This window comes from Marinobacter sp. tcs-11, from assembly GCF_002049515.1.
GTDB classification, from domain to species: Bacteria; Pseudomonadota; Gammaproteobacteria; order Pseudomonadales; family Oleiphilaceae; genus Marinobacter; species Marinobacter nauticus.
Genome location: NZ_LLYU01000015.1, coordinates 43524 through 58814 on the forward strand (window position 1 = coordinate 43524; position 15291 = coordinate 58814).

General features: G+C 58.5%; 13 protein-coding genes. All 13 read right to left on the reverse strand.

What is annotated here, in order from left to right; translation table 11 throughout:
- Nucleotides 1-3 precede the first annotated feature (3 nt).
- Complete coding sequence (locus tag ARC85_RS14840) at nucleotides 4-993, reverse strand: DUF368 domain-containing protein (RefSeq protein WP_286715274.1); 990 nt, start codon at nucleotides 991-993, stop codon at nucleotides 4-6.
- Nucleotides 993-1649 carry a protein-L-isoaspartate(D-aspartate) O-methyltransferase gene (locus ARC85_RS14845; protein ID WP_014421914.1) on the reverse strand — a complete coding sequence of 219 codons (657 nt, stop codon included), beginning with the start codon at nucleotides 1647-1649 and terminating at the stop codon, nucleotides 993-995. The genes ARC85_RS14840 and ARC85_RS14845 overlap by 1 nt, the downstream gene beginning before the upstream one ends.
- Nucleotides 1646-2416 (reverse strand): 5'/3'-nucleotidase SurE, encoded by a 771-nt coding sequence (gene surE / locus ARC85_RS14850; RefSeq protein ID WP_286715276.1) that lies wholly within the window; start codon nucleotides 2414-2416, stop codon nucleotides 1646-1648. Before surE ends, ARC85_RS14845 begins: the two co-directional genes overlap by 4 nt.
- A 20-nt stretch (nucleotides 2417-2436) precedes the next feature.
- Nucleotides 2437-3492, reverse strand: coding sequence for a tRNA pseudouridine(13) synthase TruD (gene truD, locus ARC85_RS14855; protein WP_199451763.1), 1056 nt, complete (start codon nucleotides 3490-3492; stop codon nucleotides 2437-2439).
- The gene (gene ispF / locus ARC85_RS14860) at nucleotides 3489-3968 is read right to left on the reverse strand and encodes a 2-C-methyl-D-erythritol 2,4-cyclodiphosphate synthase (RefSeq protein ID WP_199451762.1); all 480 of its coding nucleotides are present in this window, start codon (nucleotides 3966-3968) and stop codon (nucleotides 3489-3491) included. The genes truD and ispF overlap by 4 nt, the downstream gene beginning before the upstream one ends.
- A gap of 34 nt (nucleotides 3969-4002) precedes the next feature.
- Nucleotides 4003-4704, reverse strand: coding sequence for a 2-C-methyl-D-erythritol 4-phosphate cytidylyltransferase (gene ispD, locus ARC85_RS14865; RefSeq protein ID WP_199451761.1), 702 nt, complete (start codon nucleotides 4702-4704; stop codon nucleotides 4003-4005).
- 144 nt (nucleotides 4705-4848) lie between these two features.
- On the reverse strand, nucleotides 4849-5121 hold the full coding sequence (locus ARC85_RS14870; protein ID WP_011784438.1) for a septum formation initiator family protein: 273 nt from the start codon (nucleotides 5119-5121) through the stop codon (nucleotides 4849-4851).
- Between the two features lie 199 nt (nucleotides 5122-5320).
- Complete coding sequence (gene eno / locus ARC85_RS14875) at nucleotides 5321-6616, reverse strand: phosphopyruvate hydratase (protein ID WP_011784437.1); 1296 nt, start codon at nucleotides 6614-6616, stop codon at nucleotides 5321-5323.
- A gap of 248 nt (nucleotides 6617-6864) precedes the next feature.
- Nucleotides 6865-7710 carry a 3-deoxy-8-phosphooctulonate synthase gene (gene kdsA, locus ARC85_RS14880; protein WP_199451760.1) on the reverse strand — a complete coding sequence of 282 codons (846 nt, stop codon included), beginning with the start codon at nucleotides 7708-7710 and terminating at the stop codon, nucleotides 6865-6867.
- 2 nt (nucleotides 7711-7712) lie between these two features.
- Nucleotides 7713-9341 carry a CTP synthase gene (gene pyrG / locus ARC85_RS14885; RefSeq protein WP_011784435.1) on the reverse strand — a complete coding sequence of 543 codons (1629 nt, stop codon included), beginning with the start codon at nucleotides 9339-9341 and terminating at the stop codon, nucleotides 7713-7715.
- Nucleotides 9342-9429: 88 nt separating this feature from the next.
- Nucleotides 9430-10806: a tRNA lysidine(34) synthetase TilS gene (tilS, locus tag ARC85_RS14890; protein ID WP_353744306.1), complete on the reverse strand. Its 1377-nt coding sequence runs from the start codon at nucleotides 10804-10806 to the stop codon at nucleotides 9430-9432.
- Complete coding sequence (gene accA / locus ARC85_RS14895; RefSeq protein ID WP_011784433.1) at nucleotides 10751-11704, reverse strand: acetyl-CoA carboxylase carboxyl transferase subunit alpha; 954 nt, start codon at nucleotides 11702-11704, stop codon at nucleotides 10751-10753. The genes tilS and accA overlap by 56 nt, the downstream gene beginning before the upstream one ends.
- A 102-nt stretch (nucleotides 11705-11806) precedes the next feature.
- Nucleotides 11807-15289: a DNA polymerase III subunit alpha gene (gene dnaE / locus ARC85_RS14900; protein ID WP_286715278.1), complete on the reverse strand. Its 3483-nt coding sequence runs from the start codon at nucleotides 15287-15289 to the stop codon at nucleotides 11807-11809.
- Between the last annotated feature and the right edge of the window lie 2 nt (nucleotides 15290-15291).

Genomic DNA, 15291 nt, shown 5'->3' on the forward strand with positions numbered 1-15291 from the left:
TGCTCAGGCCGAACCACTCTCCGCAGGCCTTGCCTTTTTGCCGGCCAATTCAATCACTAATACCAACGCCAGCCCGAGCGCCGCCATTAACACCGCCAGCAGAATCTGGGGATCCTGCCCGTAAAGCGTTGTCCAGGTTTCCGGTGTCACCGGGGTCTGGCTCAACGGTACCTGATGCCCGGCACTGTTGGTACGCCAGCTGAGGGTTTCCTGCCAGGGCCAAACCTTACTCAAGGCGCCCACCATAAAGCCGGTGAGCAGCGCTAACACTGTGTCGTGAAAATGCCGAAAGGCCAGCGTAATCAGGCGCGCAACCGACAACAACCCAATCAGGCAACCCAGCACAAACAGCCCCAGATGGGTCACTTCAAGGTTTTTGATCGCGGCAAGAACAGGGGCGTACATGCCGATAATCAACAGCAGGAAGCTACCGGAGATACCGGGCAGAATCATGGCGCAGATAGCCAGCGCGCCAGCTCCCAGGAAGGCAATGCCCGTGGGCGCAAGTTCACTGGCCGGCAAGGTCGTCACCCACCAGGCAAAGACAGCCCCCGCCACAAACGGCACCAGCAAACCGGCCCGGGGCCGCTGGACCTGCTGACCAACATGCCAGACCGAGGCCACAATCAAACCGAAAAAGAAGCTCCAGATCAGAACTGGCTGGGTTTCGAGCAACCAGGTAATGACAGAGGCCAGGCTGGCAATACTCGACACAATCCCCGCCAGCAAACAGACCAGAAACGTCCCGTCGATGGCTCGCCAGAAGCCGGCCACATTACCCCGCACCAGTTGGCGCACAAAGGCTACGGGCGCGGCACTGATGGCCTCCAGCAAGCGGAAGTAGATACCGGTGATGAAGGCAATGGTGCCACCGGAAACACCTGGCACAATATCCGCGGCACCCATCGCCATGCCCCTCAGAAATATCGCAGGCAGGCGATGATGATACTCAGTCTGGTTTTGGTCTGTTTCCGACACCGACGGTTCTGACATTAACGGATAACTCCACCCAACAAAGGCACAAAATGCACCGGTTCAAGGTTGTGGCGCTCAAAGCGATTGCCTTTGCGGATAATCTCAACCAACACCTGATTCTCTTCCCCCACCGGGGCTATCAGCACGCCACCATCGGCCAGCTGATCCAGCAGTTCTCTGGGAACTTCCACCGGGGCTGCCGTTACGATGATGCCATCGAAGGGCCCTCGTTCTGGCCAGCCCATACCACCATCCGCATGTTTAAGCAGGACATTGCGCACGTTTAACTGGCGCAGCCGGTCCCGGGCGCGATCCTGGAGCGGGCGGATACGCTCAACACTGTAGATCTCGGGGAACAGTTGCGAAAGCACGGCCGTCTGGTAGCCGGAGCCGGTCCCCAGTTCCAGCACCCGTTGCGGCGCATGGGCCAGCAACAGCTCAGTCATCCGGGCGACGATGTAGGGTTGGGAAAGAGTCTGGCCATGCCCGATGGGCAGCGAGGTATCCTCGTAGGCCCGGTGTGACAACGCTTCGTCCAGAAAGATATGCCGGGGCACCTGGCCAATCACCTCAAGCACCCGGTCAGACTCTATTCCCCCCTCACGTAGACGCTGCACCAGACGCATGCGCGTGCGCCGTGAGGTCATGCCGATGCCTTCGAGCTGGGCCGTCATGACTGACCTCCGGTAGTCATATCCAGACCGTCAACCCATTCCCTGAGGCCGGACAAGGCTTCGTGCCGGGTCATATCGATGTGCACCGGGGTGATGGACACATAGCCCTCACGCACCGCATGAAAATCCGTACCCGGGCCTGCATCTCCGCCCTGCCCCGCTGCCCCTATCCAGTATCTCTGCTTGCCTCTCGGGCAGGTCATCGGCACCGCACCCTCGGCCCGTTCACGGTGTCCCAGACGGGTCACGCGGAACCCGCTAAGCCGTTCCCAGGGCAGATCCGGCACATTTACATTGAGAATGGAACGGGGGCCCAGTTTCAGGGCCTGCTTGTACTCCAGCAACAGCCGCACTACCCGGGCAGCCGTGTCGTAATGGAAGTGGCCATTGTTGACCAGCGATACAGCAATGGCAGGCAGCCCCAGATGGCGCCCCTCTGTAGCCGCGGCCACCGTACCCGAGTAGATGATGTCATCACCAAGATTGGCGTGGGTATTGATGCCCGATACAACCCGGTCAAACGCCGTGTCGAACAGACCGTTAACGGCCAGGTGTACGCAATCTGTTGGCGTTCCGTCGACAGACCGGAAACCATTGGGATGCTGCTCTACCGTAAGAGGCCGGTTCAGTGTCAGGGCATTACTGGCACCGCTGTGATCCCGGTCCGGGGCAACAACTTTCAGCTCCCCGAGGCCCTTCAGACCCTCATACAGCGCCACCAGACCCGGCGAATGAACGCCATCGTCGTTGGACAACAGAATTCGCACAATTATCTCCGCTAGCCTTACTACTTGTTATCACGGCTGAGGCTCAGGTCCTCAAGCTCGAAAAGGTCGCCCAATACCGTTGTGGCGTATTGCCCGGGCGACAACACAAACTGAACTCGCAGGGTGGTGGTATCCAGCCACTGCCATTTGAACTCACCCGGGTGGGCAACCAGGGGGCGCCGCTCCGGTTTCATGCGGGTGGACTGGAACAACCTGGCCAACCCCGGGCAGGCATCCACCACACCACGCTCAAGGGTTTCCTGCTCGCCCGAGGCCAGCGTACCGCCATCGCCCCAGAGTGGTCCGGTGGGCCCGGCACCTGAGGGTTCCGGCTCTCCCGGTAACACCTCGGTCCAGGTTCGATTGCTGACCCGCTCCGCAAGTACCTGATTGAACAGCCAGGAACGTGCCGCCGAAAAGTACAATACGTTTTTCGACGCGCTTCTGCCAGCGCGTCCGCGCTTGCGATTGAGCCGTGAGGGATCAATCTGTACCGCACGGTCGAGATTCCCTCCCTGAAAACCGAACCGCTGGGGACCAAAATAATTCGGAGCACCTTGACTCGCCAACCGCTCAAGCCCGGCTTCCACAAGCTCGCGCTGGCCCGTCACATTGCGCAGCACAATCTCAAAACCATTGGCCTGATGATCACCCCGCCTCAGTTTGCGGGAATGGCGAACCGCGGCCCGAACCGGCCAACGCTGGCCAACCTCTGCCATCAACGCCTGATCGTCCGCCTCCTGGCCTGGCCGATAAAGACTGAACCACTGAACCGTCACCGCATGCCGGTCTTTCAGGCCACAGAAACCAACATCGAAAGAACGACAGCCCGCCAGAGCCGCCAGCTCCCGGGCGACGTACTCGGTATTGTCACCGGTTTTCTCCAGCCGCAGGCAAAGGTGCTCACCGTCGCCGGATACCTCAACCGGACCTGGTGCCGCGGCATCCTCCTCCCGCTCCGGCCAGAGCAACTCCGTAACCCGAAAATCCTCGGGCGACGTTTTCAGTTCGGCCCGACCAACCCGAGCTCCGCCAGACACCGGCCAGTCCAACAGCCACTGAGAATCCTCACTCACTGGGGAACCGCCTCCAGCAGACACACGGCCTGACAGGCAATGCCTTCCCCACGCCCGGTGAAGCCCAGCTTTTCTGTGGTGGTGGCTTTCACACTCACCCGATTAGCCGGCACGCCCAGATCCTCGGCAATGTTCATCCGCATGGCCTCAATATGGGGCGCCATTTTCGGCGCCTGGGCAATGATCGTGGCATCAATATTGGTGACCGCGTACCCCTCATCCAGCACCCGCTGCATCACCCGCCGCAACAAATCCCGGCTGTCTGCACCGGCCCACTCCTCGCTGGAATCCGGAAAGAAATGGCCAATATCACCCAGCGCCACCGCGCCCAACAGCGCATCCGCAAGCGCATGCAACAGAACATCCCCGTCCGAGTGCGCCATGAGACCGTGGCTATGGGGAATTGTCACACCCCCAAGAATGACAGAATCGCCCTCACAGAAGGCATGGACATCAAAGCCCTGACCAATGCGCATGATCATCTCCGAAAACAGAACAGAATGCAGGGAATCACTGACGCCCGAGGATAAACTCCGCCAACGCCAGATCCGAGGGGACCGTAATTTTCAGATTATCCGGGCGCCCTTCCACCAGAACCGGCATGTTACCGGAAAACTCCATGGCAGAGGACTCATCCGTAATCGCCTGGCCACGTTCCAGACACAATGACAACGCCTGTTTTAACGCTCCGAACCGGAACATCTGCGGCGTCAACGCCCGCCACAACCTGCTCCGGTCAATGGTCTCACTCACCACCGGCAATGATCCGGCCTCGGCAAGCTTCAACGTATCCGCCACCGGCGCCGCCAGCAAACCACCCACCGGATGCTCAGACAACGTCTCAATCAGACGGGACAGATCTTCAGAATGAACACAGGGCCGCGCCGCATCATGTACCAGCACCCAGTCATTATCCGCGGCCTGCCCCTCCAGGGCTACCAGAGCCGACAACACCGAATCCGCCCGTTCTTTGCCCCCAGTACAGGTCTGCACCCGATCATCCCTCGCCGACTCACTCTCCGGCCACCAGTGGTCCTTCGGATTCAGCGGCACCATACAACCTTTAAACGGGGCGTTGTCCAACAAACGGGACAGGGTGATGTCCAGGATAAAACGGTTATTGATCCTGAGGTATTGCTTGGGGCATTCGGCTTTCATGCGCTGGCCGATACCGGCGGCGGGGACGATAAGCCAGAGATCTGGGGTACTCATAGACGGCTCTGCACAAGGTACGGAGAGTATCATGGGCCTTCTTTCCGGGAATTTCGGAGGCCATGGATGGCCGGAGAGAAGCGCACAGGGAAGTGCTTGTAGCGGTTCCCGGAAAGAAGGCCCATGATGCTCTATGCACCGAAGTTAATTCTCGACGACCAGAAAGAACGTCTCATCCTCACGAATCAGGCCAAGATTCATCCGGGCCCGCTCCTCAACGGCGCCCTGCTCATTGCGAAGATTCCGCACCTCCGCATAAAGCCGGTCATTCCGGGCCGCCAACTCGGCATTCTCCTCCCGCTGCTCGGCAATCGACTGCTCCAGGGCCCACACCTGCGCAAAACTGCCCTCCCCGATCCACAGGCGAACCTGCAGCAGGAGTATCAGCACTACCAGAATGGCCCAAAGCGATTTCATGCCGAATCCGTACAGAAAATGAACAACAATATAAACGAGTCGAGGGTCAAGTATAGACCTTATAGTAGATTAGCAACAATTTTCTGTAAGTCACTGTACAAAAAGGCCATCGTGTCTGAATTTTCATTCAGAACGCGATGGCCTTAACATTTTGTTACCTGCCGGAATGGACCGGCGGGTCAGAAAAGGTTGCTAATCCTCAACCCTGACCTTTGATTTCGCTCAGGCCACGGTAAGGTGCCTTGCCTTCCAGCGCCTCTTCAATACGCAGCAGCTGGTTGTACTTGGCAACCCGGTCGGAACGACACAGAGAACCAGTCTTGATCTGGCCAGCACAGGTAGCCACGGCCAGATCCGCAATGGTGGTATCTTCGGTTTCGCCGGAACGGTGAGAAATGACCGCCGTGTAGCCAGCATCCTGAGCCATCTTGATGGCATCCAGAGTCTCGGTCAGGCTACCGATCTGATTGAACTTGATCAGAATGGAATTACCAATGCCCTTCTCGATACCCTGCTTCAGAATCTTGGTGTTGGTGACAAAAAGGTCATCCCCGACCAGTTGAACCTTGCTGCCCAGTTTGTCGGTCAGCACTTTCCAGCCGTCCCAGTCGCTCTCGTCCATACCATCCTCGATGGACACAATCGGGTAACGGTCGCACAGGCCGGACAGGTAATCGGCAAAGCCTTCGGAATCGAAGCTCTTGCCCTCACCAGACAGCTGGTACTGGCCATCTTTGTAGAACTCGGAAGAGGCACAGTCCAGCGCCAGAGTGACGTCTTTGCCCAGTTCATAACCGGCTTTCTCGACGGCTTCCTTGATCGCCGCCAGGGCTGCTTCGTTGGACGGCAGGTTGGGGGCAAAACCGCCTTCGTCGCCTACGGCTGTATTCAGGCCCTGGGCCTTCAGCACTTTCTTGAGGCTATGGAAGATTTCGGCACCAACGCGCAGGGCTTCACCGAAGCTGTTCACGGAGACCGGCTGGACCATGAATTCCTGGATGTCGACGTTGTTGTCGGCGTGCTCACCACCGTTGAGGATGTTCATCATCGGCACCGGCATGGAGAATTTGCCGGAGGTGCCGTTTACATCGGCGATGTGCTCATACAGAGGCTTGCCCAGGGAGACAGCTGCGGCTTTGGCAGCAGCCAGGGATACGGCCAGGATGGCGTTGGCGCCCAGGTTGGCTTTGTTTTCGGTGCCGTCCAGGTCGATCATGATCTGGTCCAGACTGCGCTGGTCGGCGGCATCTTTACCCAGCAGGGCGTCACGAATCTGACCGTTGATGGCTTCAACGGCTTTGCGAACACCTTTACCGAGGTAACGGGAGGCGTCACCATCGCGCAGTTCCAGAGCTTCGCGGGAACCGGTAGAGGCGCCGGACGGTGCGCAAGCGCGGCCCAGTGTACCGTCTTCCAGGATGACGTCTGCTTCCACGGTGGGGTTACCACGGGAATCCAGAACCTCACGGGCTTTGATGTTGGCAATCTTGGTCATTCGTATGGTTCTCCAGATTTTATCTTCTAAACACTGAACAAGCTTTGAATTTTGGTGCAAGAGCAAACAACTGGAAGGCCTTGGCGAAAACCGCTACGAGCACATCCATGTGCGCTTCTCTCAGGCCATCCTTGGCCTTCGAAATTTTCGCCAAGGCCTTCCAGCCGTTTGCTCACGAAACCTGCAGTATGCCGTCAAACTGTTTAACGCCAGAAATCTGCGGGCTTTTAAATTGCCAACACCGCCAATCAGGCGGTGTCGATAGGTTTAAAACTTTTTACCAGATCGTCGACAGCTTTCACTCGCTCAAGGAACGGTTCCAGCTGGCTCAGGCGCAACGCGCAGGGGCCATCGCATTTGGCGTTATCCGGGTCTGGGTGAGCCTCAAGGAACAGGCCCGCCAGGCCCTGAGACATTCCCGCCAGGGCCAGGTCGGTGACCTGGGCACGACGCCCGCCGGCGGAGTCGGCACGACCGCCCGGCATCTGCAGGGCGTGGGTGACGTCGAAGAACACCGGCACGTTCATCTGTTTCATGATGCCAAAGCCGAGCATGTCCACCACCAGGTTGTTGTAGCCGAAGCTGGTGCCGCGTTCGCAGAGGATGATCTGGTCGTTGCCGGCTTCTTCGCACTTGGTGATGATATGCTTCATTTCCTGGGGTGCCAGGAACTGGGCTTTCTTGATGTTGATGACCGCACCGGTTTTGGCCATGGCCACCACCAGGTCAGTCTGGCGACTCAGGAAAGCAGGCAACTGTATGATGTCGCAGACTTCCGCCGCCGGGGCAGCCTGGCCGGGCTCGTGCACGTCCGAGATGATCGGTACGCCATACTTGCTCTTGATATCAGCCAGGATCTGCAACCCCTTGTCGAGGCCGGGGCCGCGGAAGGAGTTGACGGATGAGCGGTTGGCTTTGTCGAAGGACGCCTTGAATACGTACGGGATGCCCAGGCGAGTGCAGACATCCACATACTTTTGCGCGACTTCAAACGCCAGTTCCCTGGACTCAAGCACGTTCATGCCGCCGAACAGCACAAACGGCTTATCGTTGGCGATCTCAATGCCCGAGACGTTCAGGTTGCTGCGCGCCATAATCAGGATCCTTTCTTGTTCGCCAGCGCGGCTTCAACAAAGCCCTTGAACAGCGGATGGCCGTCGCGGGGTGTTGAGGTAAATTCCGGGTGGAACTGGCAGGCCACGAACCAGGGATGATCAGGTGCTTCCACCACTTCAACCAGTTTGCCATCGGCAGAGCGGCCGGAGATTTGCAGGCCTGCTTCTTCCAGTCTCGGCAGGAAGTGGTTGTTGACTTCGTAACGGTGACGATGGCGCTCACGAATGGTCTTCTTGCCGTAACAGCCAACGATGGTGGAGCCTTCGGTCAGCACACAATCCTGGGCCCCCAGACGCATAGTGCCGCCGAGGTCGGATTCTTCGGTGCGCTCTTCTTTTTCACCGGTGGCATCGAGCCATTCGGTGATCAGGCCGACAACCGGCTCCGGTGTGTGTTCACGGAATTCCGTGCTGTGGGCGTCTTTCAGGCCGGCCACGTTGCGGGCGTATTCGATAACCGCCACCTGCATACCCAGGCAGATGCCCAGATACGGCACCTTGTTTTCACGGGCGTACTGTACGGTGCGGATCTTGCCTTCCACGCCACGCTCACCAAAGCCACCGGGCACCAGAATAGCATCCGCGGATTCCAGCACGGAGGTGCCGTCGCGTTCGATGTCTTCGGAATCGATGTAGTTGATGTTGACCTTGGTGCGGGTCTTGATACCGGCGTGCAGCAGGGATTCGATCAGGGACTTGTAGGCGTCCAGCAGCTCCATGTATTTGCCGACCATGGCGATGGTGACTTCGTCCTGCGGATTCATCAGTGAATCCACAACCGCGTCCCATTCGCTCAGGTCTGCTTCACGGGCATCCAGGCCGAAGCGTTCGATAACCAGCTGGTCCAGACCGTATTCGTGCAGCATGCGCGGAATGGCGTAGATGGACCTGGCGTCCTGCATCGGGATGACCGCGCGCTCTTCCACGTTGGTGAACAGGGCAATCTTGCGACGGGAGCTGGCGTCTACTTCGTGCTCAGAGCGGCACAGCAGGATATCCGGCTGCAGGCCGATGGAGCGCATTTCTTTCACGGAATGCTGAGTCGGCTTGGTTTTGATCTCGCCGGCGGTAGCAATGTAAGGAACCAGCGTCAGGTGCATGAACAGTGCACGCTGGGAGCCTACTTCCACCTTCAGCTGACGGCAGGCTTCCAGGAACGGCAGGGATTCGATATCACCTACCGTGCCACCGACTTCAATCAGTGCCACGTCGGCACCCGCTGCTCCTTCCACCACACGGCGTTTGATTTCGTCGGTGATGTGCGGAATGACCTGAACGGTACCACCCAGATAATCGCCCCGACGCTCCTTGCGAATAACCTCTTCGTACACCCGGCCGGTGGTGAAGTTATTGCGTTTGGTCATTGGAGTGCGAATGAAACGCTCGTAGTGGCCAAGGTCGAGGTCGGTTTCCGCGCCATCTTCGGTGACGAAAACCTCACCGTGCTGGAACGGGCTCATGGTGCCGGGGTCCACGTTGATGTACGGGTCCAGCTTGAGAATGGTGACCTTCAGGCCGCGTGCCTCAAGGATGGCTGCCAGTGAGGCAGACGCAATACCTTTCCCCAATGAGGACACGACACCGCCGGTGACGAAAATATAACGCGTCATGCAGATTCCGTGATTATCTGGTTCGGTGAAGGAGGGAGATTATTCATCTCAAGATGGGACGCCAGACTACCAGAAAGCCCCTCTCTACTCAATCACAATCCCGCTCCACAATCAGCCGCCAGCCGGCGGCATGGGCGCCTCCGGAGTATTGTTCAGAACACCACAAATCGCCAATGGCAATCCATGCCTCTCCAGCCGCCGAGACCTCGTAAACCAGCGGCAGAGCCGCTCTCTCCCAGGGTGGCACGCCCTGCTCCTGCATCCAGGTTTTCAGCGGTCGGGAGGGTAAATTGCTGCCGAACCGGATTCGCTCGCCGCCCTGCCTCGTAGATACCCTTATTTCCGGACAGGAGGCTTCCGTTGTAGTGCTCTGCGAAGCAGGCACAAGCCGAAGGGTCCACCACCCCCACTCCATGACCTGGCCCGGCAACAAGGACCTGGGACCCACAGGGATTGCGACCTGGGGCACCAGGTAAAGGTGATCCCGATAACGGCGGATACAGAATCCGTCTCCACGAATTTCCGGAGTTCGATCCGAACCTGCGTGAATCAACTGGTCGAGTGCTGAGCACCAATCTGACAGCGCCGGAACCGGCAATCCCCGGCCATGAATCCACCAGCGCACCAGGTTCCGGCGCTCGATCTGCCCAAGTGCCGAGAACGGGGCCAGGCGGATTCGACCTTTATCGTCGCCGCAACTCTGCCATTGCAACTCCGCCAGCCGCTGACTCAGGGTTTCACTCTCGGCGCAGGCCCGAGCACTGTGAGCAACGCGCTTCAACAAACCCGGCCAACGCTGTTTAAGGCCCGGCATTACCGAGTGCCGCAGATAATTGCGGTCGTGTACTTCACTCTGGTTGCTAGGATCTTCTACCCAGCTTACCCCCTGCTCACGCGCCACCTGCTCCAATCGACTGCGGGATACGCCAAGCCAGGGCCGGTAGAGATGCCCCAACCCGAGCGACCGGGCGGCAGGCATTCCGGCCAGACCGTTTACGCCAGTGCCACGCAGCAGCCGGAACAGAACCGTTTCTGCCTGGTCGTCTGCATGGTGCGCCATCAGTAGAAGGTCGTTGTCTCCCAGAACCTCCCTGAAGACCTCGTAGCGCGCCGCTCTTGCTGACTCTTCGAGGCTCCCCGAGCCCGTAGCTACATTCACTCGACGCACCTGAAGTTCGACGCCCAGTCCAGCACAGAGATCGATACAGGCGCGCTCCGTCTGATCGTGATTGGACTGTAACTGATGATTGATATGCAACGCTCTGACGCGCGGATAGGCGGCCGCAACGACATGCAAAAGCAGGGATGAGTCCAGGCCGCCGCTCAGGGCGACCCAGAGTTCATCACAGGCGGGAAGTTTCTGAACCGGCCCGATCAGGTCTTCGGGCCAGGTATCCCGTCGAGCGGTGTTACCGCCCGCCGTCATAGCGGGTAAGACGCTCGTACCGGCGGGAAACCAGTTCATCCAGCGGCAATCGGCTCAGCTCAGCCACGCCCTGGGCCAGCGACGTCTTCAGGGTTTCCGCCATTTTTTCCGGATTACGGTGAGCGCCGCCCAGCGGCTCATCGATCACGTGATCCGCCACACCCAGCTCTTTCAGACGATCGGCGGTAACGCCCATGGCCTCAGCCGCCTGAGCAGCGTACTCGGCGCTCTTCCAGAGGATGGAGGCGCAGCCTTCCGGAGAAATAACGGCGTAGGTGGAGTACTGCAACATGTTGAGCTGGTCGCAGACACCGATCGCCAGTGCGCCACCGGAACCACCCTCGCCGATCACGGTAGAGATAATCGGAGTTTTCAGTCTCGACATCACCGCGAGGTTGAATGCGATGGCTTCACTCTGTCCGCGCTCTTCGGCACCGATACCGGGATAAGCACCCGGGGTATCGATAAAGGTCAGAATCGGCATTTTGAAACGTTCAGCCATTTCCATCAGGCGCAGAGCCTTGCGATAACCTTCCGGACGAGGCATCCCGAAGTTGCGCTTGACCTTGTCCCGCACTTCACGACCCTTCTGGTGGCCGATAATCATGACCGGCGTGTTATCGAGGCGAGCGGTGCCGCCAATGATCGACAGATCATCGGCGTAGCGTCGGTCACCATGCAGTTCGTCAAAATCCTCGAAGATCAGGTCAATATAATCCTGGGTATAGGGCCGGCGCGGGTGCCGGGCCAGACGGGCAATGTCCCAGGACTTAAGGTCGGAGAAGATCGACTCGGTCAGACTGATGCTCTTCTTTTTCAGGCGGCTGATTTCGTCGGTGATATTGATATCGGTGTCGTTACCCACCATGCGAAGCTCTTCAATCTTGGCTTCCAGGTCGGCGATCGGCTGTTCGAAATCCAGGTAGTTAGGGTTCATGATGTTCCATCATTTTATTGCCAGGCGGGCCGAAACCCGCCAAAACCAGAATTTGGGACAAAGATAGCAGCGCTGCCGGCAAGGCTAAAGCGGACATTGGTCTTAATCATAGACCAGTTCCACAGACTGGTCGCCCACCAGGTGCTTCAGCTCGAACAACAGTGTGTCGTCTGGCTGTACCCGCCAGCTTTCACCCAGTTCAATACGGGTGCTGGCCTCGGCACTGCGGTACTCAATCCAGACCGGGCTGCCTTCACTGCGAAACGGCCTGAGGGTATCGTCCAACTTGTCCAGAAGTCCATTCTGCAACTGCTCTGAACGCAACGCCAGTTTGATACCCCGGCTGAACTGCTGACGGGCGGTCGCCACATCCATCACGCTGCTGACCCGCATTTTCATCTGGCCGGAATAATCATCGTGGCTGACCTGTCCTTCCACCACAATTACCTGGTCCGACTGCAGTAACTCCCGGTTCTCGAAGAAGGCCTCGGAAAACAGGGTAGCCTCGATCCGGGCGCTGCGATCATCCAGAGTAATGAAGCACATGGTAGAGCCGGTCTTGGTCTTCATGGTGCGCTGGGCCACCACCAGCCCGGCCACCCGCTGGGGCGATTTGTTGGGCTTCAGATCGGCGATTGAGCAACGGACAAACCGACGCACTTCCCGTTCGTATTCATCAAATGGGTGGCCGGTAAGGTACAGGCCCAGAGTGTCCTTTTCGCCTTTCAGGCGCTCTTTCTCCGGCCACTCCCGAACGTGGGCAACGTCCGCATAGGTGTCTTCATCGTCGCCACCGCCCTCAAGCATTTCTCCGAACATGTCCACCATGCCGGCGGCATCGTTGCGGGACTGCTGGTCTGCCTGCTGGATGGCCTTGTCGATACTGGCCATCAGCTTGGCGCGATCGGCACCCAGTTTATCCATGGCGCCAGAGCGAATGAGGGCTTCCATGGCCCGCTTGTTGACCTTTTTCAGATCCACCCGGCGGCAGAAATCAAAGATATCCTGGAAGGGGCCTGCTTTGGCCGCTTCCACAATGCTCTCGATGGGACCTTCACCCAGGCCCTTGATTGCGCCCAGGCCGTACACAATCTGGCCCTGATCGTTAACGGTAAAGGTATAAGCGGACCGGCTGACGTCCGGCACCAGCAAGTCCAGCTTCATGTTGCGGCACTCTTCCACCAGCGTCACCACCTTGTCGGTGTTCTGCATATCGGCGGTGAGAACCGCAGCCATGAATTCGGCCGGATAGTGTGCTTTCAGCCACAGGGTCTGGTACGACACCAGTGCGTATGCGGCAGAGTGGGATTTGTTGAAGCCGTAACCGGCGAATTTCTCCACCAGGTCAAAGATGTTTTCCGCCAGGGTCTTGTCGATGCCGTTGTTTTCACAACCGTCCAGGAAGATGGCTTTCTGCTTGGCCATTTCTTCCGGCTTTTTCTTACCCATGGCCCGGCGCAGCATGTCGGCGCCGCCAAGGGTATAGCCCGCCATCACCTGAGCGATCTGCATGACCTGCTCCTGGTACAGGATAACCCCGTAGGTGGGCTCCAGAACCGGCTTCAGGCCCTGATACTGGTAATCGGGATGCGGATAAGACAACGGCTGCCGACCGTGCTTCCGGTCGATAAAGTCGTCCACCATGCCGGACTGCAGCGGACCGGGCCGAAACAGGGCGACCAGGGCGATCATGTCTTCCAGGGAGTCCGGTTGCAGGCGGCGGATAAGGTCTTTCATACCCCGGGATTCCAACTGGAATACCGCCGTGGTCTCTGCCTTCTTGAGCATGTCAAAAGAGGGCTTGTCGTCCAGCGGGATCGCGCTGATGTCCAGCTCGCCTTCCCCACGCTGCTGCCGGCGCGGGTTGATCATGTTCAGGGCCCATTTGATGATGGTCAGGGTTCGCAGCCCCAGAAAGTCAAATTTCACCAGGCCGGCGTCTTCCACATCGCCCTTGTCGAACTGGGTCACCAGACTGCCGCCTTCATCATCACAGTAAAGCGGTGAGAAATCGGTGATCTTGGTGGGCGCGATCACAACCCCCCCGGCGTGCTTACCGGCGTTACGGCACACGCCTTCGAGCTTCAGGGCCATCTCCCAGATTTCCTGGGCTTCTTCGTCCTGTTCCAGAAATTCCTTGAGCTGGGGCTCCTGCTCGATCGCCTTGTTCAGGGTCATGCCCACTTCAAAGGGAATCAGCTTGGAGAGCTTGTCCGCCAGTCCGTAGGATTTGCCCTGTACCCGGGCCACATCCCGCACCACCGCCTTGGCAGCCATAGTACCGAAGGTAATAATCTGGGAAACCGCCTCCCGGCCGTACTTCTGGGCGGTGTAGTCGATGACGCGGTCCCGGCCTTCCATACAGAAGTCAACGTCGAAGTCGGGCATGGAAACCCGCTCCGGGTTCAGGAACCGCTCGAACAGCAGATCGTATTCCAGCGGATCCAGGTCCGTGATCAGCAGCGCATACGCCACCAGCGAGCCGGCACCGGAACCCCGGCCCGGCCCTACTGGCACGCCGTTGTTCTTGGCCCACTTTATGAAGTCCATTACGATCAGAAAGTAACCTGGGAACCCCATCTGGATAATGATATCCAGCTCAAACTTCAGGCGCTTGTAATACTCTTCACGCTTTTGATCATACTCCGGATCGTCCCTGCTCAGGGTCTTCGCCAGCCGGGCTTCCAGTCCTTCTTCCGACACATGGCGAAAATATTCGTCCATGGTCATACCGTCCGGAATGGGGTAATTAGGCAGAAAGTATTCGCCCATCCGGACCTTCACCGAACAGCGCCTGGCGATTTCCACGGTGTTTTCCACGGCTTCCGGAATGTCCGAGAACAGCTCGATCATTTCCTCGGCGCTGCGCAGATATTGCTGGTCACTGAACCGGCGATCCCGCCTGGGGTCATCCAGAGTCCGGCTTTCGCCGATGCAGACCCGAGCTTCGTGGGCTTCGAAATCATCCGCCTCGAGGAAGTGCACATCATTGGTCGCCACCACCGGTAAACCGAGTTCAGCCGCCAACTCCACACTCATGTGCAGACAATCTTCTTCACCGGCCCGCCCGGTGCGCTGCAATTCCAGGTAGTAACTGTCGGGATACAGATTTCGCCAGTAGTCTGCCCGCTCCCTGGCCAGTTCCGGCTTCCCGGCCAGCAAGGCCTTGCCAACATCCCCCATCTTGGCGCCGGACAACACAATCAGTCCCTTAGCGCGGGATTCCAGCCAAGCTTTCTGGACAATCGGCTTGCCGTAGCGTTGGCCTTCGGTATAGCCCAGTGAAATGATTTCCGTAAGGTTCAGGTAGCCGTCGTTGTCACGGGCCAGCAGGGTCAACCGGAATGGATTTTCGGGCTCATCCGGATTCTCCAGCCAGATATCGGCACCGATAATGGGCTTGACGCCCGCGCCCATAGCGGCCTTGTAGAAACGCACCAGGGAGCACATGTTGGACTGTTCAGTCAGGCCAACCGCCGGCATGCCCAATTCCGCGACCCGACTGATCAGCGGCTTGACCCGAACCAGGCCATCCACCATGGAGTATTCGGAGTGAACGCGCAGGTGTACAAAGGTGTTTGCCATGG

What these genes read in the sequence shown, in the direction of transcription:
- ispF (WP_199451762.1), bottom strand. Translation starts at nt 3,968, where the DNA reads ATGCGCATTGGTCAGGGCTTTGATGTCCATGCCTTCTGTGAGGGCGAT.
- kdsA (WP_199451760.1), bottom strand. Translation starts at nt 7,710, where the DNA reads ATGGCGCGCAGCAACCTGAACGTCTCGGGCATTGAGATCGCCAACGAT.
- eno (WP_011784437.1), bottom strand. Translation starts at nt 6,616, where the DNA reads ATGACCAAGATTGCCAACATCAAAGCCCGTGAGGTTCTGGATTCCCGT.
- ispD (WP_199451761.1), bottom strand. Translation starts at nt 4,704, where the DNA reads ATGAGTACCCCAGATCTCTGGCTTATCGTCCCCGCCGCCGGTATCGGC.
- ARC85_RS14845 (WP_014421914.1), bottom strand. Translation starts at nt 1,649, where the DNA reads ATGACGGCCCAGCTCGAAGGCATCGGCATGACCTCACGGCGCACGCGC.
- accA (WP_011784433.1), bottom strand. Translation starts at nt 11,704, where the DNA reads ATGAACCCTAACTACCTGGATTTCGAACAGCCGATCGCCGACCTGGAA.
- ARC85_RS14840 (WP_286715274.1), bottom strand. Translation starts at nt 993, where the DNA reads ATGTCAGAACCGTCGGTGTCGGAAACAGACCAAAACCAGACTGAGTAT.
- pyrG (WP_011784435.1), bottom strand. Translation starts at nt 9,341, where the DNA reads ATGACGCGTTATATTTTCGTCACCGGCGGTGTCGTGTCCTCATTGGGG.
- ARC85_RS14870 (WP_011784438.1), bottom strand. Translation starts at nt 5,121, where the DNA reads ATGAAATCGCTTTGGGCCATTCTGGTAGTGCTGATACTCCTGCTGCAG.
- dnaE (WP_286715278.1), bottom strand. Translation starts at nt 15,289, where the DNA reads ATGGCAAACACCTTTGTACACCTGCGCGTTCACTCCGAATACTCCATG.
- tilS (WP_353744306.1), bottom strand. Translation starts at nt 10,806, where the DNA reads ATGAACTGGTTTCCCGCCGGTACGAGCGTCTTACCCGCTATGACGGCG.